General features: G+C 68.1%; 24 protein-coding genes. 21 read left to right on the top strand and 3 right to left on the bottom strand.

Annotated elements, in window-relative coordinates:
* Positions 1–8: 8 nt before the first annotated feature.
* From trbE to PIGHUM_RS13445, 8 genes are read left to right on the top strand one after another with little or no spacing between them, the layout of a single operon-like run.
* Positions 9–2,462, top strand: a complete 2,454-nt coding sequence (gene trbE / locus PIGHUM_RS13480) for a conjugal transfer protein TrbE (RefSeq protein ID WP_023121624.1) — start codon at positions 9–11, stop codon at positions 2,460–2,462.
* The gene (trbJ, locus tag PIGHUM_RS13475; protein WP_023121623.1) at positions 2,459–3,184 is read left to right on the top strand and encodes a P-type conjugative transfer protein TrbJ; all 726 of its coding nucleotides are present in this window, start codon (positions 2,459–2,461) and stop codon (positions 3,182–3,184) included. The genes trbE and trbJ overlap by 4 nt, the downstream gene beginning before the upstream one ends.
* 11 nt (positions 3,185–3,195) lie before the next feature.
* Positions 3,196–3,516: a hypothetical protein gene (locus tag PIGHUM_RS13470; RefSeq protein ID WP_023121622.1), complete on the top strand. Its 321-nt coding sequence runs from the start codon at positions 3,196–3,198 to the stop codon at positions 3,514–3,516.
* A complete protein-coding gene (gene trbL, locus PIGHUM_RS13465) occupies positions 3,513–4,883 on the top strand; it encodes a P-type conjugative transfer protein TrbL (RefSeq protein WP_023121621.1) in 1,371 nt (456 codons plus the stop codon). The genes PIGHUM_RS13470 and trbL overlap by 4 nt, the downstream gene beginning before the upstream one ends.
* 12 nt (positions 4,884–4,895) lie before the next feature.
* Complete coding sequence (gene trbF / locus PIGHUM_RS13460; RefSeq protein ID WP_023121620.1) at positions 4,896–5,600, top strand: conjugal transfer protein TrbF; 705 nt, start codon at positions 4,896–4,898, stop codon at positions 5,598–5,600.
* Positions 5,597–6,589 carry a P-type conjugative transfer protein TrbG gene (trbG, locus tag PIGHUM_RS13455; protein WP_023121619.1) on the top strand — a complete coding sequence of 331 codons (993 nt, stop codon included), beginning with the start codon at positions 5,597–5,599 and terminating at the stop codon, positions 6,587–6,589. Before trbF ends, trbG begins: the two co-directional genes overlap by 4 nt.
* Before the next feature lie 2 nt (positions 6,590–6,591).
* Entirely contained in the window at positions 6,592–7,878 is a 1,287-nt protein-coding gene (locus tag PIGHUM_RS13450) for a TraB/TrbI/VirB10 family type IV secretion system protein (protein ID WP_023121618.1), read from the top strand.
* A complete protein-coding gene (locus PIGHUM_RS13445) occupies positions 7,875–8,117 on the top strand; it encodes a DUF2274 domain-containing protein (protein WP_023121617.1) in 243 nt (80 codons plus the stop codon). Before PIGHUM_RS13450 ends, PIGHUM_RS13445 begins: the two co-directional genes overlap by 4 nt.
* Positions 8,118–8,438: 321 nt before the next feature.
* Here PIGHUM_RS13445 and PIGHUM_RS13440 read toward each other — a convergent pair whose 3' ends face one another.
* Positions 8,439–9,599, bottom strand: coding sequence for a pyridoxal phosphate-dependent aminotransferase (locus PIGHUM_RS13440; protein ID WP_124080116.1), 1,161 nt, complete (start codon positions 9,597–9,599; stop codon positions 8,439–8,441).
* 118 nt (positions 9,600–9,717) lie between these two features.
* On the opposite strand from PIGHUM_RS13440, the gene PIGHUM_RS13435 reads away from it, so the two are divergent.
* From PIGHUM_RS13435 to sodC, 6 genes are all read left to right on the top strand, one after another.
* On the top strand, positions 9,718–10,644 hold the full coding sequence (locus tag PIGHUM_RS13435) for an FAD-binding oxidoreductase (RefSeq protein WP_160142257.1): 927 nt from the start codon (positions 9,718–9,720) through the stop codon (positions 10,642–10,644).
* A 70-nt stretch (positions 10,645–10,714) separates the two neighbouring features.
* Positions 10,715–13,036: an NADP-dependent malic enzyme gene (locus PIGHUM_RS13430; RefSeq protein WP_187697789.1), complete on the top strand. Its 2,322-nt coding sequence runs from the start codon at positions 10,715–10,717 to the stop codon at positions 13,034–13,036.
* Complete coding sequence (locus tag PIGHUM_RS13425) at positions 12,996–14,270, top strand: patatin-like phospholipase family protein (RefSeq protein WP_246013173.1); 1,275 nt, start codon at positions 12,996–12,998, stop codon at positions 14,268–14,270. The genes PIGHUM_RS13430 and PIGHUM_RS13425 overlap by 41 nt, the downstream gene beginning before the upstream one ends.
* A gap of 2 nt (positions 14,271–14,272) precedes the next feature.
* The gene (locus tag PIGHUM_RS13420; protein ID WP_124080113.1) at positions 14,273–14,680 is read left to right on the top strand and encodes a guanyl-specific ribonuclease; all 408 of its coding nucleotides are present in this window, start codon (positions 14,273–14,275) and stop codon (positions 14,678–14,680) included.
* Between the two features lie 3 nt (positions 14,681–14,683).
* Positions 14,684–15,133, top strand: coding sequence for a barstar family protein (locus tag PIGHUM_RS13415; protein ID WP_124080112.1), 450 nt, complete (start codon positions 14,684–14,686; stop codon positions 15,131–15,133).
* Between the two features lie 35 nt (positions 15,134–15,168).
* A complete protein-coding gene (gene sodC, locus PIGHUM_RS13410) occupies positions 15,169–15,696 on the top strand; it encodes a superoxide dismutase family protein (RefSeq protein ID WP_124080111.1) in 528 nt (175 codons plus the stop codon).
* Between the two features lie 24 nt (positions 15,697–15,720).
* Here the strand turns inward: sodC and PIGHUM_RS13405 are convergent, their stop codons facing one another.
* The gene (locus PIGHUM_RS13405; RefSeq protein ID WP_124080110.1) at positions 15,721–16,464 is read right to left on the bottom strand and encodes a 16S rRNA (uracil(1498)-N(3))-methyltransferase; all 744 of its coding nucleotides are present in this window, start codon (positions 16,462–16,464) and stop codon (positions 15,721–15,723) included.
* Between the two features lie 122 nt (positions 16,465–16,586).
* On the opposite strand from PIGHUM_RS13405, the gene tkt reads away from it, so the two are divergent.
* The 7 genes from tkt (at position 16,587) to PIGHUM_RS13370 (ending at position 24,741) form a co-directional block, all read left to right on the top strand.
* A complete protein-coding gene (gene tkt / locus PIGHUM_RS13400; RefSeq protein WP_124080109.1) occupies positions 16,587–18,626 on the top strand; it encodes a transketolase in 2,040 nt (679 codons plus the stop codon).
* Between the two features lie 60 nt (positions 18,627–18,686).
* Positions 18,687–19,697: a type I glyceraldehyde-3-phosphate dehydrogenase gene (gap, locus tag PIGHUM_RS13395; RefSeq protein ID WP_124080108.1), complete on the top strand. Its 1,011-nt coding sequence runs from the start codon at positions 18,687–18,689 to the stop codon at positions 19,695–19,697.
* 2 nt (positions 19,698–19,699) lie between these two features.
* The gene (locus PIGHUM_RS13390) at positions 19,700–20,902 is read left to right on the top strand and encodes a phosphoglycerate kinase (protein ID WP_124080107.1); all 1,203 of its coding nucleotides are present in this window, start codon (positions 19,700–19,702) and stop codon (positions 20,900–20,902) included.
* Between the two features lie 5 nt (positions 20,903–20,907).
* Positions 20,908–22,353, top strand: a complete 1,446-nt coding sequence (pyk, locus tag PIGHUM_RS13385; protein WP_124080106.1) for a pyruvate kinase — start codon at positions 20,908–20,910, stop codon at positions 22,351–22,353.
* Positions 22,354–22,399: 46 nt separating this feature from the next.
* Positions 22,400–23,464, top strand: coding sequence for a class II fructose-bisphosphate aldolase (gene fba / locus PIGHUM_RS13380; RefSeq protein WP_124080105.1), 1,065 nt, complete (start codon positions 22,400–22,402; stop codon positions 23,462–23,464).
* A gap of 28 nt (positions 23,465–23,492) precedes the next feature.
* The gene (locus PIGHUM_RS13375) at positions 23,493–24,374 is read left to right on the top strand and encodes a phosphoribosylaminoimidazolesuccinocarboxamide synthase (protein WP_124080104.1); all 882 of its coding nucleotides are present in this window, start codon (positions 23,493–23,495) and stop codon (positions 24,372–24,374) included.
* A gap of 94 nt (positions 24,375–24,468) precedes the next feature.
* The gene (locus PIGHUM_RS13370) at positions 24,469–24,741 is read left to right on the top strand and encodes a DUF1640 domain-containing protein (protein WP_124080103.1); all 273 of its coding nucleotides are present in this window, start codon (positions 24,469–24,471) and stop codon (positions 24,739–24,741) included.
* A gap of 18 nt (positions 24,742–24,759) precedes the next feature.
* Here the strand turns inward: PIGHUM_RS13370 and PIGHUM_RS13365 are convergent, their stop codons facing one another.
* Positions 24,760–25,491 carry a GntR family transcriptional regulator gene (locus tag PIGHUM_RS13365; RefSeq protein ID WP_124080102.1) on the bottom strand — a complete coding sequence of 244 codons (732 nt, stop codon included), beginning with the start codon at positions 25,489–25,491 and terminating at the stop codon, positions 24,760–24,762.
* Positions 25,492–25,587: the final 96 nt, after the last annotated feature.

Raw genomic sequence — 25,587 nt, 5'->3', positions numbered from 1 at the left:
GGGCCGCCATGCTGAACCTCGCCGAATACCGCCAGCGGCCCGCGCTGCTCGCCGACTGGCTGCCCTGGGCCGGACTGGTCGCGCCGGGTGTCGTCTTGAACAAGGACGGCAGTTTCCAGCGCACGGCCCGGTTTCGCGGGCCTGACCTCGACAGTGCAACGCAAGGCGAGCTGATCGCCACGTCGGCGCGCTTGAACAACGCGCTGCGCCGGCTGGGTTCGGGCTGGGCGCTGTTCATCGAGGCCGAGCGCCGCGCCGCCGCCGACTACCCGCACTCGGACTTTTCCGAGCCGCTTTCGTGGCTGGTGGACGAAGAACGCCGCTCGGCCTTCGAGGATACCGGCCACCACTTCGAGAGCGGCTATCACCTGACGCTGGTGTACCTGCCGCCCGAGGAATCGCGCGCCCGAGCCGCCAAGATGCTCTACGAGAACACGCCGACGAGTGGCGTGGACTGGCGCGAGCGGCTGCAAGCCTTCGTCGCGGAAACGGATCGCGTCTTCGACCTGCTCGATGGCGTGATGCCGGAAATCGCCTGGCTGGACGACGCGCAGACTCTGACCTATTTGCATTCGACTATCTCGACGCGGCGCTTTCGCGTCGGCGTGCCCGAGGTGCCTTTCCACATCGACGCGCTGCTGACCGACTCGCCGCTGGTCGGTGGCTTGGCGCCCATGCTGGGCGACCGGCACCTGCGTGTGGTGTCGGTGCGGGGCTTCCCGACCTCGACCTGGCCGGGGATTCTGGACGACCTCAACCGCCTGGGATTTGGGTATCGCTGGAGTACGCGCTTTCTGTGCCTGGATAAATCCGAGGCGGAAAAAGAACTCGCCCGCCTGCGCCGTCAGTGGTTTGCCAAGCGCAAGAACGTCATTGCGCTGCTGCGCGAAACGATCTTCCAGCAGGAAAGCCCGCTGGTCGATACCGACGCGAACAACAAGGCCGCCGACGCTGATGCCGCCTTGCAGGAGCTGGGCAGCGATCAAGTCGCCTTCGGCTACCTGACGGCGACCGTCACCGTCACGGACGAGGACGCCGGCGCAGCCGACGAGAAGCTGCGCATGGTGGAGCGCGTCATCCAGGGCCGGGGCTTTGTCACCATCCCCGAAACGCTCAATGCCGTGGATGCGTGGCTGTCCTCGCTCCCCGGCAACGCCTACGCCAACGTGCGCCAGCCCATCGTCTCGACGCTGAACCTGGCGCACATGATGCCGGTGTCGGCGGTATGGGCCGGGCCGGAGAAGAACGACCACCTGGGCGGCCCGCCGCTGATCGTCACACGCACCGATGGCGCGACGCCGTTCCGGCTGGTGACGCACATCGGCGACGTGGGCCACACGCTGGTCGCCGGCCCGACCGGCATGGGCAAGTCGGTCTTGCTCGCCACGCTGGCGATGCAGTTCCGCCGCTATCGCGGCTCGCGCATCTTCGCCTTCGACATGGGGCGCTCGATGCGCGCCACCATCCTCGGGCTGGGCGGCGAGCACTACGACCTGAGCATGGATGGCGAAATCGCCTTCCAGCCGCTCGCCCGCATCGACCGCGAGGGCTACCGCACCTGGGCCGCCGAATGGATCGAGGGGCGCTTGCTGCACGAAGGCGTGGCGGTCGGCCCGGACGAGAAGGCGGCCATCTGGTCGGCACTCGGCAGCCTTGCCGGTGCGCCGGTGGAGCAGCGCACGATGACCGGGCTGTCCGTGCTGTTGCAGAGCAATGCGCTGCGCCAGGCGCTCGCGCCGTATGTGCTCGGCGGCGCGCACGGCAAGCTGCTGGATGCCGATCACGACCGGCTGGGCATGGCCGACGTGCAGGGTTTCGAGATGGAGGAGCTGATGCACAGCAAGGCCGCCGTCATGGCCGTGCTGCATTACCTCTTTGCGCGTTTCGATGAACGCTTTGACGGTGCGCCCACGCTGCTGATCCTCGATGAAGCGTGGCTGTTCCTCGATGACCCCGTGTTTGCCGCGCGCATCCGGCAGTGGCTCAAGACGCTTCGCAAGAAGAACGTCAGCGTCATCTTCGCCACACAGTCGCTTGCGGACATCAAGGATTCGAGCATCGCGCCCGCGATCATCGAAAGCTGTGCAAGCCGCATCTTCCTGCCGAACCCGCAGGCGACCGAGCCGCAGATTCGCACGATCTACGAAGGCTTCGGCCTAAATTCGCGGCAGATCGAGATCGTCGCCACCGCGCAGCCCAAGCGCGACTACTACTACCAATCCCGCCTCGGCAACCGCCTATTCGACCTCGACCTGGGGCCGGCAGCGTTGGCGTTTGCGGGCGCTTCCACGCCGCAAGACCAGCGCGACATAGACCGCGTGCTGCTGGACGCCGGCACGCCTGGCTTCGCGGGCGCCTGGCTGCGCCATCGCGGCCTCGATTGGGCGGCTGACCTGCTGCCCTCGTTCCCCGGCCTCGCGCCGGGTTCCTTCGCTGACCACCCACAGGAGATCCTGCCATGAAGAAGCGCCTTGTCGCCGCTGCCATCGCGGCCATGCTTTGCACCGCCACTGCCCATGCGCAATGGGTCGTGATCGACCCCACCAACCTCGTGCAGAACACGATGACCGCGATCCGCACGCTGGAGCAGATCAACAACCAGATTCGCCAGCTCCAGAACGAAGCGCAAATGCTGATGAACCAGGCGCGCAACCTCGCCAGCCTGCCGTCCAGCGTGGTCGGCCAGTTGCGCGCCAACCTGGCGACGACCGAGCGGCTGATCGCCCAGGCCCGAGGCTTGGCCTACGACGTGACGAATCTGGATCGGGAGTTTGCCCGCCTGTACCCGGAGCAGTACGCCGCCACCGTCAGCGGCGACCAGATGTACCGCGATGCCCAGGAGCGGTGGAAGAACACGCTCAACGGCTTGCAGACCACCATGCAGATGCAGGCGCAGGTGTCGCAGAACCTGGGCGAAGACGAAAGCGTGCTGGCCGATCTGGTTGGCAAGAGCCAGTCGGCGCAAGGCGCGTTGCAGGCGATGCAGGCCACGAACCAGTTGCTCGCCTTGCAGGCCAAGCAGTCGATCCAGTCGCAGCGGCTCCAGATCACGCAAGACCGGGCCGCCTCGCTGGAACTGGCGCGGCAGGCGGCGGCGACCGAGCGCGCCCGCGAAGTGCGGCGGCGCTTCCTCGGGGAAGGCACGCCGTACACGCCGCAGTCCGTCAACTTCTACCGCGACTGACGGGGGCCGACATGCGATGCGTCCTCGTCCTTGGTGCCGTGCTGCTGGCCGCTTGCGGCGAGCAGCCGGCCGACAACCTCGCCGATGCCCTGGCTGCCGACCCCGCGCGGCTCAAGGCGTTGCGCGCGCAATGCGCGGCCGACCGGGAGGCCACGGGCGAGGACGCTTGCCGCGCCGCCGCCGAAGCCTTCCGGCGGCGCTTCTTTTCCGGCGAGGCCGGGCCGGATGAATACCGGACGCTGGCCGACATGCCGCCGATCCCGCCCAGCTTCGAGGAACCGGCCGATGGCACCGCGCCGGCCTTGCCCGCCGCCCCGGAGGGCACGCCATGAATGACGTGACCATCATCGACCAGTTCCTCAACACCTTCGCCACCTACATCGACTCGGGTTTCGGGCTGCTGCGCGGCGAAGTGGCGTTCCTCACGGCCACGCTGATCGTCATCGACATGACGATCGCCGGGCTGTATTGGGCCATGAGCCACGCTACCGGCCAGGGCGATGACGTGATCGCCAAGCTGCTGCGCAAGGTGCTTTACGTCGGTGCCTTCGCCTACATCCTCAACAACTTCAACTGGCTGGCCAGCATCGTGTTCCGCTCGTTCGCTGGGCTGGGCATCACCGCCACCGGCTCGTCCATCACGATGGAGAACTTCTTGCAGCCGGGCCGGCTCGCGAAGACCGGCATCGACGCCGGGGCGCCGATTCTGGAGCAGATCGGCGAGATGGCCGGCTTCCCCGAGGTGTTCGTGAACCTCGACCCCATCGTGGTGATGTTCCTCGCGTGGCTGGTCGTGGTGCTGTGCTTCTTCGTGCTGGCGATCCAGCTTTTCATCACGCTGATCGAGTTCAAGCTGACCACGCTCGCCGGGTTCGTGCTGGTGCCGTTCGCGCTGTGGAACAAGACCAGCTTTCTCGCCGAGAAGGTGCTGGGCAATGTCGTGGCCGCCGGTATCAAGGTCCTGGTGCTGGCCGTGATCGTCGGCATCGGCTCGGGCCTGTTCTCGCAGTTCCAAGTCCATCCCGCCGAACCGAACATCGACCACGCGCTGGTCATCATGCTGGCCTCGCTCACCTTGCTGGCGCTCGGGATCTTCGGCCCTGGCATCGCCACGGGCCTCGTGTCCGGTGCGCCCCAACTCGGCGCAGGCGCGATGGCCGGCGCCGCCGTCGGTGCAGCCGGAACCGCAGTGGCTGTCGGTGCCGCCGCGACGGGCGTGGGCGGTGCGGTGGCCGCTGGTGCTCGCATGGCACCGGCCGCCGCCAAGCTGGCCGGCAGCGGCGCGCGTGCCGCCACGTCGGCGGCTGGCAGCGCGAAGTCGGCGTTCCAGGCGGGTTCCGCAGCAGCAGGCGGCGGTGCCAAAGGCGCGATGGCGGGCTTGGGCAACGTCGCCAAGACCGGCGCGCAGTCTGCCGGACGCGCAGCCGCATCCCGCGCTTCCGCTGCCGGGCAGCGCATGGCCGCGCCGTTCCGCGCGGGCTGGAATGGCGACGCCGGCGCGTCAGCCGGCCAGGCCGCCACCAGCGAAGCCCCCGCAGGCGCTGCCGCTGCACAGCCCTCCGAGCAGCCCGCCTGGGCCAAGCGGCTGCAACGCCGCCAGCAACTCACCCAGGCCGCGACCACCACCGCCCACACGCTCCGCGGTGGCGATGGCGGCGGCTCCGGCCAGGGGCCGAGCCTGCGCGATTCCGATTCATAAGGAGAACTGACCATGCGATTCAAGAAACCGCAGGTGCGCTACGCCGACACGCCGCAGCCTGCCACGCCGTACCAAGCTGCCGGCCAGGTGTGGGACGACCGTATCGGCTCGCCGCGCGTGCAGGCGAAGAACTGGCGCCTGATGGCCTTCGGCTGCCTGACGCTCGCGCTGCTGATGGCCGGCGGCCTGGTGTGGCGCTCGGCGCAGTCCATCGTCACGCCCTACGTCGTGGAGGTGGACAACGCGGGCCAGGTGCGCGCAGTGGGTGAAGCCGCCACGCCGTACCGGCCGGGCGATGCGCAGACGGCGCACCACATCGCGCGCTTCGTGACGCTGGTGCGCTCGCTGTCCATCGACCCCATCGTCGTCCGCCAGAACTGGCTCGACGCCTACGACTACACGACCGACAAGGGCGCAGCCGTGCTCAACGATTACGCGCGGGTCAACGACCCGTTCGCGCGCATCGGAAAGGAGTCGGTGACGGTGCAGATCACCAGCGTCGTGCGCGCCAGCGACACGTCTTTCAACGTGCGCTGGACGGAACGGCGCTACGTCAACGGCGCCGCGGCGGGCCTGGAGCGGTGGACGGCGGTGGTGTCCATCGTGCTCCAGCCGCCGCGCACCGAAGAACGCCTGCGCAAGAACCCGCTAGGCATCTACGTCAACGGCCTGTCGTGGAGCCGTGAACTGGATTCTTCCGAAGGAGCAAAACCATGAATGATCTTTTCCGTAAATCCGCCTTGTCGTTGATCGTGCTGGCCCTCGCGGGCTGCGCCACGCAGGGCAAGCCGCCGCCGACCATCTCACTCGATGAGCCGGTGCAGGCCCAGCCGCTGCCCGAGCCGCCCGCGCCGGTGGAGGTGGTGGCCGTGCCCGAGGTGCTGCCGATGCCGGCGCAGTTGATGCCGGCTCCCGAAGCCGAGGACGCCAAGCCCGCGCCTGAACCTGCCGACGAGAAGGTGCGCGTCTCGCGGGCCAATACCGAGGCGCGCGTCGCGCCCACGCGCGAGGGCTATGTCAACGCGATTCAGGTGTGGCCCTTCACCGATGGCGCGCTCTATCAGGTCTATGCGGCCGTGGGCCGCGTGACCGTGGTTTCGCTCCAGCCGGGCGAGGAACTGGTGACGGTGGCCGCCGGCGATACGGTGCGCTGGATCGTGGGCGACACATCCAGCGGCAGCGGTGCCGACTTGCGCGTCAACGTGCTGGTGAAGCCCATTCGGTCGGGCCTGAAAACCAATCTGGTCATCACCACCAGCCGCAGGACGTACCTGCTGGAGCTGACTTCCACGGAAAAGACGTGGATGGCGTCGGTTTCCTGGGAGTACCCGCGCGACCGGATGCTGGCCTTGCAGCGCCAGGCGCAGGCGGCCAGCGCCGCCGCGCCGGTCGATAGCGGCCTGTCGCTGGAGAACCTGCGCTTCCGCTACGCGATCAGCGGCAGCAATCCGCCGTGGAAGCCGCTGCGCGCCTTCGACGACGGGCAGAAGGTCTATATCCAGTTTCCCGCAGGCATCGCGCAGGGCGATCTTCCGCCGCTGTTCGTGATCGGGGCCGAAGGCGACGGCCAACTGGTGAACTACCGCTTCCGCTCGCCGTACTACATCGTGGATCGCCTGTTTGGCGCGGCCGAGCTGCGCCTGGGCGGCGACAAGAGCGACGTGGTGCGGATCGAGCGCACGGACGGCGTGGCACGGAGGAACTGACCATGAGCCAGGACGACACTCCCGACCTCGCCACGCCGCAAGCGGGCAAGGTCGCGCCCGAGGCGGTGGCACTGCGCGCCCAGCCGCGTGCTGTGACCCGGTTGAACCGGCGCACGCTGGCCGTCCTCGTCGGCGGCCTGTCGGTCGCCGTGCTCGGGGCCACGATCTGGTCGCTGCAACCGCAGCGGCGTGGTGCCAACGAGCAGACCGAGCTTTACAACGTCGATCGCGTCTCGAAGTCTGAAGGGCTGGATGGCCTGCCGGCCGACTACTCGAAGCTGCCGCCGAAGGCGCCCGAGTTGGGGCCGCCGCTGCCGGGCGACCTCGGCCCGGCCATCGTGAACTCGCAGCAGCCAGCCGTGGCCGCTTACGCGGCCCCCGGCCACGATCCGAACGATGCCTTGCGCAAGGAGGCCGAAGCCGCAGCGGCTTCGTCGGTGTTCTTCCGCTCGGGCGGTCAGGGCCAGGCCGTCGCCACCGCCACCGCCACGATGGCGCAGACGGCGCCGGGTGTGCCTAGTGCTGCCAATGCGCTCGCGGCCTTCGACCCGCTCGCTGCCGGGCCGGCCTCGGTGGCGGCCCAGGTTGCCGCCCCAGCCGCTGCGCGGAGTCGGCAAGACCAGAACGAAGCATTCCTGCAAAGCGGTTCTACGGAAACCCGCAATTCCGGCAATCTGGCGCTGCCCGCGTCGCCTTATCAGGTCATGGCCGGAACGGTGATCGCGGGCGCGCTGGTGACGGGCATCAAGTCCGATCTTCCGGGCGACGTGATCGCCACGGTGACGGAGCCAGTCTATGACTCGGCCACAGGCAAGTTCCTGCTGATTCCGCAGGGATCGCGGATCCTCGGGCGCTACAACAGCCGAGTCAGCCACGGGCAGAGCCGCGTGCAGGTGGTTTGGAATCGGGTCATCCTGCCCGACACGTCCTCGCTGACGCTCGACAACCTCATCGGCACCGACCCGGCCGGTTACTCCGGCCTGGAGGATGACGTGGACTGGCACTGGGATCGCATCGTTGCAGGCGCGGTGCTGACGACACTGCTAGGGGTCGGTGCCGAGCTGGCCTCGCCGGAGAATCGCCAGGACGGCAACCGCATCATCATCGCCGGGCGCGATGGTGCCCAGGACAGCATCAACCAAGTCGGCCAGGAGATTACCCGGCGCAACATGGACATCCAGCCGACGCTGACCATCAGGCCGGGCCTGCCGGTTCGCGTCATCGTGAACCGGGATCTGGTGCTGCGGCCGTACCAGCCGCTGTTCTTCAACCGGGGGGCTTCGCAATGAGCACGAAGAAGCTGCGGCTCGGGCCGCTGCCCAAGACCGAGAGCGTCAAGCTAACCTTTGCCTGCCCGGCCAGCTTGAAAGCCGACCTCGACCGCTACGCCGCGCTGCACGCGCAGACCTACGGCGAGGCGGTCGATGCCGAGAAGTTGATCCCGCACATGCTGGAGGCGTTCATGGCGGGGGATCGGGGGTTCAAGAAGGGCACCGCGACGCGGAGCGCGCCACCGAAGCCGACATGATGGCCTGGCCCATCATCCAGCGGCAGCCATTGAACGCGCAGCCCAAGGCTGCGCGTTCTTCATTCTGGACGCCGCCAAGAGCCGCTTGGGCTATGATGCTGCGACAGGCCCGCCGTTCCTCGGCAATCCAGCACGACACAGTGCGATGCGGCTTTCTCTCCCGACGCTCTTATGTGGCTCCTAGCCCACGCGGCCAAACTTCTGCAAAGTGGCCTGGAAAAGAGCTAACCTACTGTCCCATATACGGTTTCAAGCCTTGCGTGATTGGCACGAAAGACTTGACACCGGCACTTTTTTGTTTGTTCGTCGGGTAGGGCAGCTTTAGCGGCCCAGCATGTGTCCCATGCGGGCCACGCCTTCCCGCAGCCGCGCCAGTTCCGTGGCGTACGAGAAGCGCAGGTAGGCGGCTGTTTCGGCCTGGCCGAAATCCGCGCCAGGCACGGCGCATACGCCGGCCTCGTTCAGCAGGCGCTTGGCGAATGCCGTGCTGTCCGATGCATGGGCACGCACGTCGGCATAGATATAGAAGGCGCCGTCCGGCGCGACCGGAACGTGCAGGCCGAGACGTTCGAACTCCGGCAGCAGGTAGTCGCGGCGCTCGCGGAAGGCCTGCCGGCGCGCCTCGAAAATGGCGAGCGAGTCGGGCGCGAAGCAGGCCAGCGCCGCATGCTGCGACAGCGTCGGGGCGCAGATCACCAGGTTCTGCGCAAGTTTCTCGAAAGCGGAAACCAGTTGCGGCGGAACGACCAGCCAGCCCAGGCGCCAGCCGGTCATGTGGAAATACTTCGAGAAGCTGTTGACGATGATCAGGTCGTCGCCGAGCGCCACGGCCGAGCGGCGTTCGGCGTCGTAGCCCAGTCCGAGGTAGATCTCGTCCACCAGCGTGAAGCCCTGCCGGCTGCGGACTTCGCGCACGAGTTCGGCCAGCGCGTCGGGCGCGACGGAGGTGCCGGTGGGGTTGCCGGGCGACGCGACGATCGCGCCGGCCGTGCGGGGCGTCCAATGGCGGCGCACGTGCTCGGCCGAGAGCTGGAAGCGGTCTGCCGGCCCGGCCGGGATCAGCACGGGTTCGCCGCCGGCCGCGGTGACGATGTGGCGGTTGGCCGGATAGGTGGGGTCCGGCATGAGCACCTGCGCCCCGGCATCGAGCAGCGCCGTGCAGGCCAGCATCAGCGCGCCGGATGCGCCGGCGGTGACGATGATGCGCGACGGGTCCACGCGGGCGCCGAAACGGGTCTGGTAGAAGCCGGCGATGGCCTCGCGCAGCGCGGCCAGGCCGACAGCCTCGGTGTACTGGGTGCGGCCTTCGCGCGCGGCGCGCTCCAGGGCCTCGACCACCGCCGGAACGGCGGTGAAATCGGGTTCGCCTATGCTCATCTGCACGATATCCCGTCCGGACGCCTGCAGCGCGGCGGCCTGCTTGACGACTTCCATGGCCTGGAAAGGGGAAATGCGGGCAATGCGGGGGGAGAGGCGGAGCATGGCGGAACGATACAATGCCGGACATGAACAGGCCATCTTCTTTTCGCCCGTTGCCGGCCATGCCCATGATGGAGCGCGGCCGGCGTCCGGCGCCGCCATTCGCTTGGGAAGGACGGCCATGAAGCCTGGCCGCCGTGCCTTTTTCCTGCCGCGCATGCTGTCGGATACGCCGTGGACCGCGTTCTGCCAGCGCCTGGCGCGCCAGGCCAAGGGAGCCGTGAGCGACGAGACCGCCGCGCCCGGCACGCCCGGCCGCGCGCGCCTGGCCGCGGCGCGGGAAGAGGACGTTTATCACGCCCGCGCGCTGTGCGCCGAGTTCGGCGTGCTGCTGGTGCCGTCCGCCACGCCGGAACAGGCGCTGCCGGCCGACCGCCAGTGGCTGCTGCTGGACGAAACCGCCATGGACGCCATCGAATCGTTCGACGAACGGCACGGCATCGCGGTGGTGCAGGCCGGATGCACGATGGCGTCGCTGCGCGCCCGCCTGGCCGGCTCCGCCTGGCAATGGCACGAGGGTGCCGACGCCGAGCCCATCGGCCGCTGGCTGCAGCGTACGCACGGCTGGCTGCCGGGCCGCTGCGCAGATTCGGGACTGGATGCGGCGCAGGTCATGCTGGCCGGAGGGGCCTTCGAGCAACTCGGGCCTTTCGGCGCGGATTCGACCCAGCCGCTGCGCAGCGCCGCGGGCAGCCGGCTCGTGCCCGAGCTGTTCCAGCTGTCCGCCGACCCCGCGGTGGCCGGCCTGATGGCGCAGCCGGCCTGGAGCGGAGGCTACCGCATCGACGCGATGGTGCCGCATGCGCCGGCGCCGGAGCGCGATGCCGTACCGAATCCGGCCCACCTGCTGCTGGGCAGCGCAGGCGCCCTGGCCTGGCCGGTGCGACTGCGCCTGCGCCTGCGCGCGGCCGGCACGCCTGTGCCGCTGCGGGATGCCCGGGAGCGCGAGGGCGCAGGCTCCGGCCGCGAAACCCCCGCCGACCGGCTCGACGCCTACATCAAGGCCGCCTTCGATCCGGGAGGCGTTTTTCCCTCTCCGGTTGTGTAACGTGTCTGACCGGCGGATAATCCGCTCCTTGCCCAACTTTTGTGTAACCCCTTCCCCGGGGCGTATGTCCATGGCTCAACCGCTCGACCCCAATCTGCGCAAGTCTGCGCTTGCCTATCACGAGCAAGGTCGTCCGGGCAAGATTTCGATTGCCCCGACCAAGCAACTTCTCAACCAGCGCGATCTGGCGCTGGCGTATTCCCCGGGGGTAGCCGCGGCCTGCGAGGCCATCGTCGACGATCCGGCCGCGGCGTTCCGCTACACCGCGCGCGGCAACCTGGTGGGGGTGATCTCCAACGGCACCGCGGTGCTGGGCCTGGGCAACATCGGCGCGCTGGCCTCCAAGCCCGTGATGGAGGGCAAGGCCGTCCTGTTCAAGAAGTTCGCCGGCATCGACGTGTTCGACATCGAGGTCAATGAAACCGACCCCGACAAACTGGTCGACATCATCGCCGCGCTCGAGCCTACCTTCGGCGGGATCAACCTCGAGGACATCAAGGCGCCCGAGTGCTTCGCGGTCGAGCGCAGAGCGCGCGAGCGCATGAACATCCCGGTATTCCACGACGACCAGCACGGCACCGCCATCACGGTGGCGGCGGCGGTGATCAATGGCCTGGCGGTGGTCGGCAAGAGCATCGAGAACGTCAAGCTGGTCACCTCGGGCGCGGGCGCCGCGGCGCTGGCCTGCCTGAACCTGCTGGTGGATCTCGGCCTGCCGGTGGAGCACATCTGGGTCACCGACATCGACGGCGTGGTCTGGAAGGGCCGCCCGACGCTGATGGATCCCGACAAGGAGCGTTTCGCCAAGGAAACCGATACGCGCACGCTGGCCGAGGTCATCGACGGCGCCGACGTGTTCCTGGGCCTGTCCGCCGGCGGCGTGCTCAAGCCAGAGATGGTCGCGTCCATGGCCAAGCAGCCCCTGATCCTGGCGCTGGCCAATCCTACGCCCGAAGTGCTGCCCGAAGTGGTCACGTCGGTGCGCGACGATGCGGTCATCGCCACCGGCCGTTCGGATTATCCGAACCAGGTCAACAACGTGCTGTGCTTCCCGTACATCTTCCGCGGCGCGCTGGACGTGGGCGCGACCACCATCACGCGCGAGATGGAAATCGCCGCCGTGCACGCCATCGCCGAACTGGCGCGGGAGGAGCAGAGCGAGATCGTGGCCGCCGCCTACGAGGTCAACGACCTGTCGTTCGGCCCCGAGTACCTGATTCCCAAGCCTTTCGACCCGCGCTTGATCGTGCGCATCGCGCCGGCCGTGGCGCGCGCGGCGATGGACTCGGGCGTGGCCACGCGGCCCATCGTCGACATGGACGCCTATGTCGAGCAGCTGCAGCAATTCGTCTACCATTCCGGCGCCTTCATGCGTCCGCTGTACGGCGCCGCGCGCCGCACGGTGCGCGACGGCGGCAAGGCCCGAATCGTCTACACCGAGGGCGAAGACGAGCGCGTGCTGCGCGCCGTGCAGGCGGTGGTCGACGACGGCCTGGCCAGGCCCATCCTGGTGGGCCGTCCGGCCGTGCTGGCCAAGCGCATCGAGAAACTCGGCCTGCGCCTGCGCCTGGGCCACGACGTCGAGGTCACCAACACCGAGTTCGACGAGCGCCATCGCCACTACTCCCAGATCTATTGGGAGCTGACCCAGCGCAAGGGCATCACCAAGGAATACGCCAAGATCGAGATGCGCCGCCGCCTGACGCTGATCGGCGCGATGATGGTGCGCCAGGGCGACGCCGACGGCATGATCTGCGGCACGGTCGGCCCCTACACCAACCACCTGCAATTCGTCGACGAGGTCATCGGCCGCAACTCGCAGGCCAAGGTCTACGCCGCGATGAACTTCCTGGTGCTGCCCCAGCGCACCGTCGTGCTGGTCGATACCCACGTCAACGAGAACCCGAGCGCCGAGCAACTGGCCGAGATCACGATCATGGCCGCCGAGGAAATGAAGCGCCTGGGCGTGGAGCCCAAGGCGGCGCTGCTGTCGCACTCGAACTTCGGCACCAGCAACGCGCCCTCGGCCGCCAAGATGCGCGAAGCCCTGGCGCTGATCCAGGAGCGTGCTTCCTGGCTGGAGATCGACGGCGAGATGCATGGCGACTGCGCGCTCGACGAGTCCGTGCGCAACCGCGTCATGCCCGACAGCACGCTCAAGGGCGAGGCCAACCTGCTGGTGTGCCCGACCATCGAGTCCGCCAACATCGCCTACAACCTGCTCAAGACGGCGGCCGGCAACAACGTGGCCATCGGCCCCATTCTGCTGGGCTGCCAGGCGCCGGTCCACATTCTGACACCCAGCTCGACGGTGCGGCGCATCATCAATATGACCGCGCTGGCCGTCATGGATGCCAACGCCTCGCGCCTGGATGGCAGCGGCCAGCGCTGATCCCGTCCGGGAGGCCGCGCGCGCGGCCTCCACCCTGCCGGTGCTGCGTCCCGCATGCACTGGCCTCATCCTCGCCGGAGGCGGCGCTCGCGCCGCCTACCAGGTGGGGGTGCTCAAGGCCATCCTGCACATCCTGGGCCAGCGGCCCGGCGGCCTGCATGCCAATCCCTTCCACATCCTGTGCGGCACCTCGGCCGGCGCCATCAATGCCGCCGTGCTGGCCTGCGGCGCCGACCGCCTGGCGCTGACCGTCCAGCACATGCTGGACGTATGGGAGAACTTCCATTGCAACCAGGTCTACCGCACCGATGCGCTCCAGGGACTGAGCCGCAGCGGCTGGCTGTCCATGCTGTCCTTCGGGCTGATGCTGGCGCGGGTCGGACGCAAGAAACGGCCTTCGCTGCTCGATAACGAGCCGTTGGGCGAATTGTTGCGCGGCGTGCTGGATTTCGGTCGGCTGCAGGCCAATCTCGCAGGCGGGGTAGTGCAGGCGCTGGCCATCGCGGCCACCGGCTACACCTCCGGCCAGCACATCACTTTTTACCAGTCGGCCTACGAGATCGAACCCTGGCGGCGCTCGCTGCGCGCGGCGGTGCGATCCGAGATCGGCGTCGACCACCTGCTGGCATCGAGCGCGATTCCTTTCATCTTTCCGGCGCGGCGCCTGCTGGTGCATGGCGAGCCGGAGTGGTGCGGCGACGGTTCGATGCGTCAGCTGGCGCCGATCAGCCCGGCCATCCATCTGGGCGCGACGCGCGTGCTGATCGTCGGCGGCGGCCGCACCGATACCGAGGTCGATCCGCAGCGCCGCGCGGCCGGGGCCGCCTATCCGACCCTGGCGCAGATAGGCGGCCACGCGCTTTCCAATATCTTCCTGGACAGCCTGGATTCCGACATCGAGCGGGTGACGCGCATCAACCAGACGCTGGCGAGGCTGCCCGCCGCCGAACGCTGGCGCGGCCCGCTGCGCCCGGTCAGGGTGCTGGCGATTTCCCCGAGCCAGCGGCTGGACGAGATCGCCGGGCGCCACCTGGACAGCCTGCCGGGCACCTTGCGCACGCTGCTGCGCGGGATGGGCGCGTCCGCCGACAACGACGAGGCGACCGGCACCTCGTTCGCCTCGTACCTCATGTTCGAACCGGGATATACGCGCGAGTTGATCGCCCTGGGGTTTGGCGATACGCTGGACCGCAGCGCAGAGGTGCTCGCCTTTTTCCGCACGGACGAGGAGTAGCCATGTCACGCAGCAATGTCGCGGCGCGCCGGGCCGGCGGCCTGCTGGGCTGGCTCGCGGCAGGACTGTTGTTCGCCGCGCTCGCAGCGGCAGCCTGGGGGCGTGGCGGGCCTGGCGTCGTCGAACTGCGCGACCTGCCGCCCGAGGCGCGGCAGGTGCTGGTGCAGATCCAGGCGCGGCGGCCGTTTGCCCATCCGCGCGACGGGATCACGTTTTATAACCGCGAGCGGCTTTTGCCGCAGCGGCAGCGTGGTTACTATATCGAGTACACGGTACCCACGCCGGGCGCGCGCAACCGCGGCGCGCGCCGCATCGTCGCCGGCAGGGGCGGCACCGGCGATCCGGCCACCAGCGGCGAATACTGGTATACATCCGATCACTACGCATCGTTCCGGCGCATACGGGAGTAAGCCATGTCCCTGGACGCGAAAACACTGAGCGAGTGCCTCACGACAGGCGGCGCCCTGCATGGGCGGGGCATTGACGCGCAGGCGCTCAAGCGGGAATCGCAGGCCTTGAAGCTGGCGCTGTTCGACGTGGACTGTTCGCGCGCCAAGAGCAAGTCGGCGGTGCTGCGCGCCATCGCCAACGCGGTCGATTTTCCCGAGCATTTCGGCGGCAACCTGGATGCCCTCTACGACTGTCTGTGCGACACCGTGCTGGACCAGGATGTCGGCATGGTGCTGGCGCTGCGCCGGATCCACGAAGACGACCCGGGCCTGGCCGAGCATGCGCCGGCCATCGCGCAAGTGGGCGAGGACGTGGTCGAGTTCGCGCGCGAGAACGGCAAGACCTTTGCTTTCATCCTGGACAAGGCCGATGGCGCCGCCGAGCCGGCCGCGATCGCGCCGCCGGCCGGCTGACGCCGCCGGGTGCATCACTACCAAAGGAGTTCGCCATGAAGCTGCACTTGGGGTTCGCGTTGGCATTGTCGCTGGCCGGCGCGCCGGCCTGGGCCGATCTGTCCATTCCCGTCTCCGCCGTCGACGCCCAGGGCAAGGGGCGCGACCTGGGCACGGTGAAGGTGGCGGAAACCGCCTACGGGCTGGTGTTCCGTCCCGAATTGAAAGGCCTGGCGCCGGGCATGCACGGTTTCCACGTGCATGCCAACCCGAGCTGCGAGCCGGGCCGGCAGGACGGCAAGCCGGTCGCCGCGCTGGCCGCAGGGGGGCACCTGGACCCCAAGAAAACCGGCAAGCACGGCGAGCCCTGGGACGACGGCGCGCACCTGGGCGACTTGCCGGCGCTGGTGGTCGACACCGAAGGCAAGGCGTCCTACCCCGTGCTGGCGCCGCGGCTCAAGTCGCTGGCAGACATCAAGGGGCGTTCGCTGATGGTGCACATGGGCGGCGACAACCACTCCGACCACCCGCTGCCGCTGGGCGGCGGCGGCGCGCGCATGGCCTGCGGCGTGATTCCCGGCTGAGGCCCGCGCGCCGTGGGGGCAGCGTCAGATCCAGCCCAGCTTGGCGCTGAGCGCCGAAACCAGCGCGGTGCCGGCGGTCTCGGTCCGCAGGATGCGGTCGCCGAAGCGGACCATGCGCACGCCGTGGCGCTGTGCGAGCGCGTATTCCTCGTCCGACCAGCCGCCTTCCGGCCCCACCAGCAATTCGATGGCGGCGGGCGGCGCGGCCGGCGCGCCGGCCCAGTCGGTCAGGCGCACGCCGGCGTCGGGATCGCACAACAGGCGCACCGCGCCGTCCGCCGGCGGCGTCTCCAGCCATTGCTGCGGCGTGAGCGGCGCGCCGACCTCCGGAACGCGGTTGCGGCCGCATTGCTCACAGGCCGCCACGGCCACCCGCCGCCAGTGCTGCAGGCGCTTTTCCAGGCGCTCTCCGGACAGTCTGAGCACGCTGCGCGCGGCCGCCAGCGGCTGGATCGCCGCCGCGCCGACCTCCACCGCTTTCTCGATGACCCAGTCCATCTTGTCGCCCGACGGAATGGCCTGCGCCAGCACGATGCGGCCGGGCAATTCGGCCTCGCGCGCGTCGTGTGCGCCGAGCCGGGCGTAGCCGCGCTTGCCTTCGGCCTCGAGCACCGCCGGATACTGGCCGCCGCGGCCGTCGAACACCACGATCGCCTCGCCTTCGCGCAGGCGCAGCACGCGCAGCGCATGGTGGGCGATGGCGTCGGGCAGCGCCAGGCGCGCGCCGGGGCTCATGGGCAGGTCGATATGGAAGCGGGGCAGTGGCATGGCGGCGTAACGGATATAACTGGCAACGAACGTTCCGACCCCCGCGAGGGCGGGGGCCATGGACGAATGTTAAACTCGAAAGCTTTGTAGCTGCGGGATTTCCCGTCGGAACGAGTGTCCTCATGAGCAACCAAGCCGCCCCCCAACTCAACATGGCGGATGCCATCCGCGCCCTCTCGATGGACGCCGTCCAGAAGGCCAACTCCGGCCATCCCGGCGCGCCCATGGGCATGGCCGAGATCGCGCTGGCCCTCTGGCACGGACACCTGCGCCACAATCCCGCCAATCCGGCCTGGGCCGACCGCGACCGCTTCGTGCTGTCCAACGGCCACGGCTCGATGCTGATCTACTCGCTGCTGCACCTGACGGGCTACGACCTGTCCATGGACGAGCTGCGCAGTTTCCGCCAATTGCACTCCAAGACGCCCGGCCACCCCGAAGTGGGCATCACCCCCGGAGTCGAAACCACCACCGGCCCGCTGGGGCAGGGCATCTCCAACGCGGTCGGCATGGCGCTGGCCGAGGCCTTGCTGGCGGCGGAGTTCAACCGCCCGGGCCTGCCCATCGTCGATCACTACACCTACGCCTTCGTCGGCGACGGCTGCCTGATGGAAGGCATCTCGCACGAAGTCTGCTCGCTGGCGGGCACGCTCAAGCTGTCCAAGCTGATCGTGCTGTACGACTCGAACGGCATCTCCATCGACGGCGAGATCAAGGACTGGTTCGCCGACGACTCCGCCAAGCGCTTCGAGGCCTATGGCTGGAACGTGATCCGTGGCGTGGACGGCCATGACGCCCAGGCGGTCGAGGCCGCCATCGCCCAGGCCAAGGCCGCCCATGCCGGCCCTACGCTGATCGAATGCCGCACCGTGATCGGCAAGGGTTCGCCCGGCATGCAGGGCACCGACAAGGTCCACGGCTCGCCGCTGGGCGACAAGGAAATCGCCGCCACGCGCGACGCCATCGGCTGGCCCTACGCGCCGTTCGAGATTCCCGCCGAAGCCTATGCCTTCTGGGACGCCAAGCAGCGCGGTACGCAGTTCGAAGGCGCCTGGAACGAATTGTTCACCAAGTACGCCTCCCAGTTCCCCGCCGAGGCCAGGGAATTCGAGCGCCGCATGCGCAGCGACCTGCCGGCCGACTTCGCCGAGAAGTTCGCCGCCTTCGTGGCCGAGACCAATGCCAAGCAGGAAACCCTGGCCACCCGCAAGGCCTCGCAGCTGAGCATCACCGCGCTGGCCGGCATCCTGCCGGAACTGCTGGGCGGCTCGGCCGACCTGACCGGCTCCAACTACACCGACTGGAAAGGCGTGGCGCCGGTGCGCGCCGGCAAGGACGGCATCGAGTTCGGCCGCCACATCAACTACGGCGTGCGCGAATTCGGCATGAGCGCCATCATGAACGGCATCGCGCTGCACGGCGGCTACCTGCCGTTCGGCGGCACCTTCCTGACGTTCTCCGACTATTCCCGCAATGCCCTGCGCATGGCGGCGCTGATGAAGCAGCGCGTGGCCTTCGTGTTCACCCACGACTCCATCGGCCTGGGCGAAGACGGCCCCACCCACCAGTCGATCGAGCATGCGGCCAGCCTGCGCCTGATTCCCAACCTGGACGTCTGGCGTCCCTGCGACACCATCGAGACCGCGGTGGCGTGGGGCGCTGCGGTCGGCCGCCCGGCCAGCGTGGGCATGGACGTGAAGGCGGGCGGCCCGAGCGCGCTGCTGCTGTCGCGCCAGAATCTGCCCTTCGTCGAGCGCGACCAGGCCACCATCGCCGAGATCGCGCGCGGCGGCTACGTGCTGCGCGACGCGCTGAACCCGCGCGCCGTCATCATCGCCACCGGCTCCGAGATCGCGCTGGCGCTGGCCGCGCAGGAAGCCCTGGCGCAGCAGGACGTGTTCGTGCGCGTGGTCTCCATGCCCTGCACCCAGGCCTTCGACCGCCAGGACGCGGCGTGGCGCCAGCGCGTGCTGCCCAAGAGCCTGCCGCGCGTGGCCGTCGAGGCCGGCGTGACCGATTACTGGCGCAAGTACGTGGGGCTGGAAGGCGAGGTCGTAGGCATCGACAGCTACGGCGAATCCGCGCCGGCCGGCGTATTGTTCAAGCATTTCGGATTTACCGCCGAGCGCGTCGTCGAGGCCGTTCGGAAACTGGTGGGCTGAGCGGGGCGAGGCCCATTCGAGTCGTCGAAAATTCTTCTTATCAAAGGCAAAGGAAATACCATGACCATCCGTGTCGCGATCAATGGCTATGGCCGCATCGGCCGCAACGTCCTGCGCGCCCACTACGAAGGCGGCAAGAAGCACGATATCGAGATCGTTGCTATCAACGATCTGGGCGATCCCAAGACCAATGCCCACCTGACCCGCTTCGACACGGCCCATGGCAAGTTCCCCGGCACCGTCACGGTCGAGGGCGACTACATGGTCGTCAACGGCGACAAGATCCGCGTGCTGGCCAACCGCAACCCGGCCGAACTGCCCTGGGGCGAGCTGGGCGTGGACGTGGTCATGGAGTGCACCGGCTTCTTCACCTCCAAGGAAAAGGCCGGCGCCCACCTGAAGGGCGGCGCCAAGAAAGTCATCATCTCGGCCCCCGGCGGCAAGGACGTGGACGCCACCGTGGTGTTCGGCGTGAACCAGGACGTGCTCAAGTCCGACTTCACCGTGATTTCCAACGCCTCGTGCACCACCAACTGCCTGGCCCCGCTGGTCGCGCCGCTGCATGAAAAGCTGGGCCTGGTCTCGGGCCTGATGACCACCGTGCACGCCTACACCAACGACCAGGTGCTGACCGACGTCTACCACGAAGACCTGCGCCGCGCCCGCTCGGCCACGCAGAACATGATCCCGACCAAGACCGGCGCCGCCGCCGCGGTCGGCCTGGTGCTGCCCGAACTGAACGGCAAGCTGGACGGCTACGCCATCCGCGTTCCGACCATCAACGTGTCGGTGGTGGACCTGACCTTCATCGCCAAGCGCGACACCACCGTCGAAGAAGTCAACGCCATCCTCAAGGAAGCCTCGGAAGGCAAGCTCAAGGGCATCCTGAACTACACCACCGAGCCGCTGGTCTCGTCCGACTTCAACCACGATCCGGCCTCCAGCACCTTCGATGCCACGCTGACCAAGGTCAACGGCAATCTGGTCAAGGTCTCGTCGTGGTACGACAACGAGTGGGGCTTCAGCAACCGCATGCTGGACACCACCGTCGCGCTGATGTCGGCCAAGTAAGCATGGGCAAGGTCATCACGCTGGCCGATCTGGCGGCCAAGGGACAACTGGCCGGCAAGCGGGTCTTCATCCGCGCCGATCTGAACGTGCCCCAGGACGACCAGGGCAGGATCACCGAGGACACGCGCATCCGCGCGTCGGTGCCGGGCATCCGCCTGGCGCTGGACGCCGGCGCCGCGGTCATGGTCACCTCGCACCTGGGCCGTCCCACCGAGGGCACCCTGACGCCTGCCGATTCGCTGGCGGTGGTGGCCGAACGTCTGGCCGAACTGCTCGGCCAGCCGGTCGAACTCTTGGCCGGCTGGACCGATGGCGTCCGGGTCGAGCCGGGGCAGGTCGTGCTGCTCGAGAACTGCCGCGTCAACAAGGGCGAGAAGAAAGACGACGAGGCGCTGGCCCGCAAGATGGCTGCGCTGTGCGACGTCTACGTCAACGACGCCTTCGGCACCGCGCACCGCGCCGAGGCCACCACGCACGGCATCGCGCGCTTCGCCCCGGTGGCCTGCGCCGGCCCGCTGCTGGCGGCCGAGCTCGATGCCCTGGGCCGCGCGCTGTCGGCGCCCCGGCGTCCGCTGGTGGCCATCGTGGCGGGCTCCAAGGTCTCGACCAAGCTGACCATCCTCAAGACCCTGGCCGACAAGGTCGACCAGCTCATTGTCGGCGGCGGCATCGCCAACACCTTCATGCTGGCCAAGGGACTGCCCATCGGCAAGTCGCTGGCCGAGGCCGACCTGGTGGACGAGGCCAAGGCCATCATCGAGGTCATGGAGAAGCGCGGCGCCGCCGTGCCCATCCCGACCGACGTGGTGTGCGCCAAGACCTTCGCCGCCGATGCGCCGGCCCAGACCAAGGGCGCCGCGGACGTCGCGGCCGACGACCTGATCCTGGACATCGGCCCGCAGACGGCCGCGCGCCTGGCCGGGCTGCTCGAGGCCGCCGGCACCATCGTCTGGAACGGCCCGGTGGGCGTATTCGAGTTCGACGCGTTCTCGCACGGCACCGAGACCCTGGCGCGCGCCATCGCGGCGTCGAAGGCGTTCTCGATCGCCGGCGGCGGCGATACCCTGGCGGCGATCGCCAAGTACGGCATCACCGAACAAGTGGGCTACATTTCTACTGGCGGCGGCGCGTTCCTGGAGTTCCTGGAAGGCAAGTCGCTGCCCGCCGTCGCCATCCTGGAGGAGCGCGCCCGCCAGGGCGCCTGATCGCTATGGACCTGATCGCCGCACGCGCCACCAAAATCGTCGCGACACTCGGCCCCGCTTCCAGCTCGGCCGAGATGCTGGCACGGATGATCCGTGCCGGCGTGGATGTCGTGCGGCTCAATTTTTCCCACGGCACCGCGCAGGATCACCTGGCGCGGGGCCAGATGGTCCGGGAGGCCGCGGCGGCCTGTGAGCGCGAGGTTGCGATCATGGCCGACCTGCAGGGCCCCAAGATCCGCGTCGGCAAGTTCGCCGACGGCAAGGTCGAGCTGCAGCCCGGCCAGCCCTTCATCCTCGATGCCTCCTGCGAACTGGGCGACGACGGCAAGGTGGGGCTGGATTACCCCGACCTGCCGCGCGACGTGCGCGCGGGCGACATCCTGCTGCTCAACGACGGCCTGATCCGGCTGCGCGTCGTGCGCGTCTCGGGCACCGAGATCCATACCGAAGTCGTGGTCGGCGGGGAATTGTCCAACAACAAGGGCATCAACCGCCAGGGCGGCGGCCTGACCGCGCCGGCGCTGACCGCCAAGGACATGGAAGACCTGCGCACCGCGGTGCAGATGGGCGTGGACTACATCGCCATCAGCTTCCCCAAGAACCGCACCGATATGGAAATGGCGCGCCAATTGGTGGCCGTCGCCGCCGGATCGGGGCCGCGCCCGCAGCTGATCGCCAAGATCGAGCGGGCCGAGGCCATCGCCGTGCTCGAGGAAATCATCGACGCTTCGGACGGCATCATGGTGGCGCGCGGCGACCTGGCCGTCGAGGTCGGCGCGGCGGCCGTGCCGGCGCTGCAGAAGCGCATGATCCAGATGGCGCGTTCGCGCAATCGCACCGTCATCACGGCCACGCAGATGATGGAATCCATGATCACCAATGCGATGCCCACGCGCGCCGAAGTGTCCGACGTGGCCAACGCGGTGCTCGACGGGACCGACGCGGTCATGCTGTCGGCCGAGACGGCGGTGGGCCGCTATCCGGTGGAAACCATCGAGACCATGGCCTCGATCTGCATCGAGGCGGAGAAGTCCCAGCATTCCGCGCTGGACAAGGATTTCCTCGACCAGACCTTCCTGCGCGTGGACCAGTCCATTGCCTGCGCCGCGCTGTTCACGGCGCACCACATGCGCTGCAAGGCCATCTGCGCGCTGACGCATTCGGGCTCGACCACGCTGTGGATGAGCCGCCACGATAGCGCGACGCCGATTTACGCGCTGACATCGCGCCTGGCGACCCAGCGTAAAGTGGCGCTGTACCGCAATGTGCGCACGCTGCAGCTCGAGGACGTCGGCGACCGCGACGCCGCGCTGCTGGCGGCCGAGAAGCTGCTGGTCGAGAAGGGCGTTGCGAGCCTGGGCGACCTGATCGTGTTTACGGTAGGCGAGCCCATGGGCTCGCCCGGTGGAACCAATACGCTGAAAATCGTGCGGGTGGGCCAGAAAGGCTGACCCGGCAACCCATTCCCATATCATTCAGGACATTCAGGAGCACACTATGGCACTCGTTTCCATGCGCCAACTGCTGGACCACGCGGCAGAGAACGGCTACGGCATCCCGGCGTTCAACGTCAACAACCTGGAACAGGTCCAGGCCATCATGGAAGCGGCCGACGAGACCGACAGCCCGGTCATCATGCAGGCCTCGGCCGGCGCCCGCAAGTATGCCGGCGAAGGCTTCCTGAAGGCGCTGATCGCCGCGGCGGTCGAGTCCTATCCCCACATCCCCGTGGTCATGCACCAGGACCACGGCCAGTCGCCCGACGTCTGCAAGGGCGCCATCGCCATGGGCTTCTCCAGCGTCATGATGGACGGCTCGCTGCTGGCCGACGGCAAGACCATCGCCGACTACGACTACAACGTAGACGTCACCACCCAGGTGGTCAAGATGGCCCACGTGCAGGGCATTTCGGTCGAAGGCGAGCTGGGCTGCCTGGGCTCGCTCGAAACCATGAAGGGTGACAAGGAAGACGGCCACGGCGCCGAGGGCACCATGACCCGCGAGCAACTGCTGACCGATCCCGAGCAGGCCGCCGACTTCGCCAAGCGCACCCAGATCGATGCGCTGGCCATCGCCATCGGCACCAGCCATGGCGCCTACAAGTTCTCGCGCAAGCCCAGCGGCGACATCCTGGCCATCGACCGCATCAAGGAAATCCACCGCCGCCTGCCGACCACCCACCTGGTGATGCACGGCAGCTCCAGCGTGCCGCAGGACCTGCTGGCCATCATCCGCGAATTCGGCGGCGACATGAAGGAAACCTACGGCGTGCCGGTCGAGGAAATTCAGGAAGCCATCAAGCACGGCGTGCGCAAGATCAACATCGACACCGACATCCGCCTGGCGATGACGGCCGCGATCCGCCAGTTCCTGGCCGAGAACCCTTCCAAGTTCGACCCGCGCGAGTACCTCAAGCCCGCCCGCGCCGCTGCCAAGAAGATCTGCGTCGAGCGCTACAACCAGTTCGGCACCGCCGGCAACGCCGGCAAGATCAAGTCGATCCCGCTCAGCCAGATCGCCGCCGACTACGCTTCTGGCAAATTGGCCCAAATCGTCAAATAAGCACTCAACCGTCGAAGCAGGCCGCATCATGTCCGCACCGCTCTACCAATCCACCATTCGTTCCCTGCCGCTGCTGGCGCGCGGCAAAGTGCGCGACATGTATGCCGTCGGGGACGACAAGCTGCTGATCGTGACGTCCGACCGCCTGTCGGCGTTCGACGTCATTCTCGACGACCCCATCCCCGGCAAGGGCGAAGTGCTGAACTCGCTCACCAATTTCTGGCTGGACAGGCTCGCGCACATCATCCCCAACCACACCACCGGCGTGGCGCCGGAGAGCGTGGTCGAGCCGGGCGAGCGCGAGCAGGTCGCCGGCCGGGCGGTGGTGGTCAAGCGCCTCAAGCCCGTGCTGGTCGAAGCCGTGGTGCGCGGCTACCTGATCGGCTCGGGCTGGAAGGACTACCAGCAGACCGGCGCGGTCTGCGGCATCCAGCTGCCGGCCGGGCTGGTGCAGGCGCAGAAACTGCCCGAACCCATCTTCACGCCGGCCGCCAAGGCCGAGCTGGGCGAGCACGACGAGAACGTCAGCTTCGACCACGTGGTCAGGGAAGTCGGCCAGCAACTGGCCGAGCAGATCCGCGACGTGTCGCTGCGGATCTACCGCGAAGCCTCGGAATACGCGGCCCAGCGCGGCATCATCATCGCCGATACCAAGTTCGAGTTCGGCCTGGACGACAAAGGCGTGCTGCATTTGATGGACGAGGTGCTGACGCCCGACTCCTCGCGCTTCTGGCCGGCCGATTCCTACAAGCCCGGCACCAGTCCCCCGTCGTTCGACAAGCAGTTCGTGCGCGACTGGCTGGAAACCCAGCCCTGGAACAAGACCGCGCCCGCGCCGCGCCTGCCGCAGCACGTGCTGGAGCGCACCTCCGACAAGTACCGCGAAGCCAAGGTGCGGCTCGGGGCTTGAGGGCGGGAAACGCAGCGGTTTCGAGTGGAACGGGCAGGACGGAAACGTCCTGCCCGTAGTTTTTCATGGACGCGATGCGGGCTAGAATGTGCCCATGACCGCCGCCCTGACCTTCGATACCTTGCAGTATTCCAAACGCCTGCAGCAGGCCGGCATGGCCGCGCCCTTGGCGGAAGCCCAGGCCGAAGCGCTGGCGCACGTGCTGGGCGCCAGTACGGGAGATCTGCTTACCCATGCAGATGGCGAACGGATCGAAGCCTCGCTCAAAGGCGAGCTGCGCCTCCTGGAGCAACGCATGACCATCAAGCTGGGTTCGCTGCTCGTCGTCGCCGTAGGCGTGATGGCCGTGCTGGACAAGCTGCTCTGAACCCGCGCGCCGCCTGCTTCAGATCAGCGCGATCTCCAGCCTGACCGAATCCCCGCGGTATATCCCTTCCCCGACATAGATCAGCCGGCCCGAAGTATCGATGGCCCGGCGCACGACGTGCGCCACGGGCGCGTTCATCGGCAATTCGAGCAAGGCGGCCATGTCGCGGTCGGCGCTGCCTATGGTCATGACCTGGTTGGCCTGGGCGATGCGCTTGCCGGCGACCTCGTGCAGGATGGGCAGCGTGGCCTCGTGCCGGAAGCGCTCCGGGGGGCCTTGTTCGAACAGCTCCTGGTCGAGAATGAAGCGCGCCGCCAGGTAGGGATGGCCGTCGCGCGAGTGCAGCCTGCGCATCATGGTGTAGCGCCGGGCCGGTTCGCCTTCGCCCGCTGCGAAGGCGGGCAGTTCGTCCAGATCGTGCTGTTCCAGTACTTCGATGCCCGCGCCCTCGTGGGCGGAGATCAGCGAGGCCCAGTCTATCGCCAGGCGGTGCGCGCTGCGTTCCTTGGGCGTGTTGCGCACGAAGCTGCCCTTGGCGCGGAAGCGCTCGATCAGGCCTTCGTCTTCCAGCACGCCGAGCGCTTCGCGGATCGTGCCGCGAGCCACTTCGAAGCGCTCGGCAAGATCCGCAACGTTGGGGATGCGGCCGCCGACGGGCCAATCCCCAGTGATGATCTTATTGCGGAACAGCGACGCCAGCTGCAGGTAGCGTGCCATCCGGTCGAGCGTGGTGTCGGTGAATGCGGGCATGGGAAAGAACGGATCCTGGGTGTGCGTCCGGCCGCCGGGGACGCCCGGCGGCTGACCGCGATTATTCCATCCCTGCCATTATCGTGCCGGCAGCAT

The organism is Pigmentiphaga humi (genome assembly GCF_900606115.1).
GTDB lineage: Bacteria > Pseudomonadota > Gammaproteobacteria > Burkholderiales > Burkholderiaceae_B > Pigmentiphaga > Pigmentiphaga humi.
The sequence above is the reverse complement of the archived record's forward strand: the minus strand, read 5'-3'. Positions and strand labels throughout refer to the sequence as shown.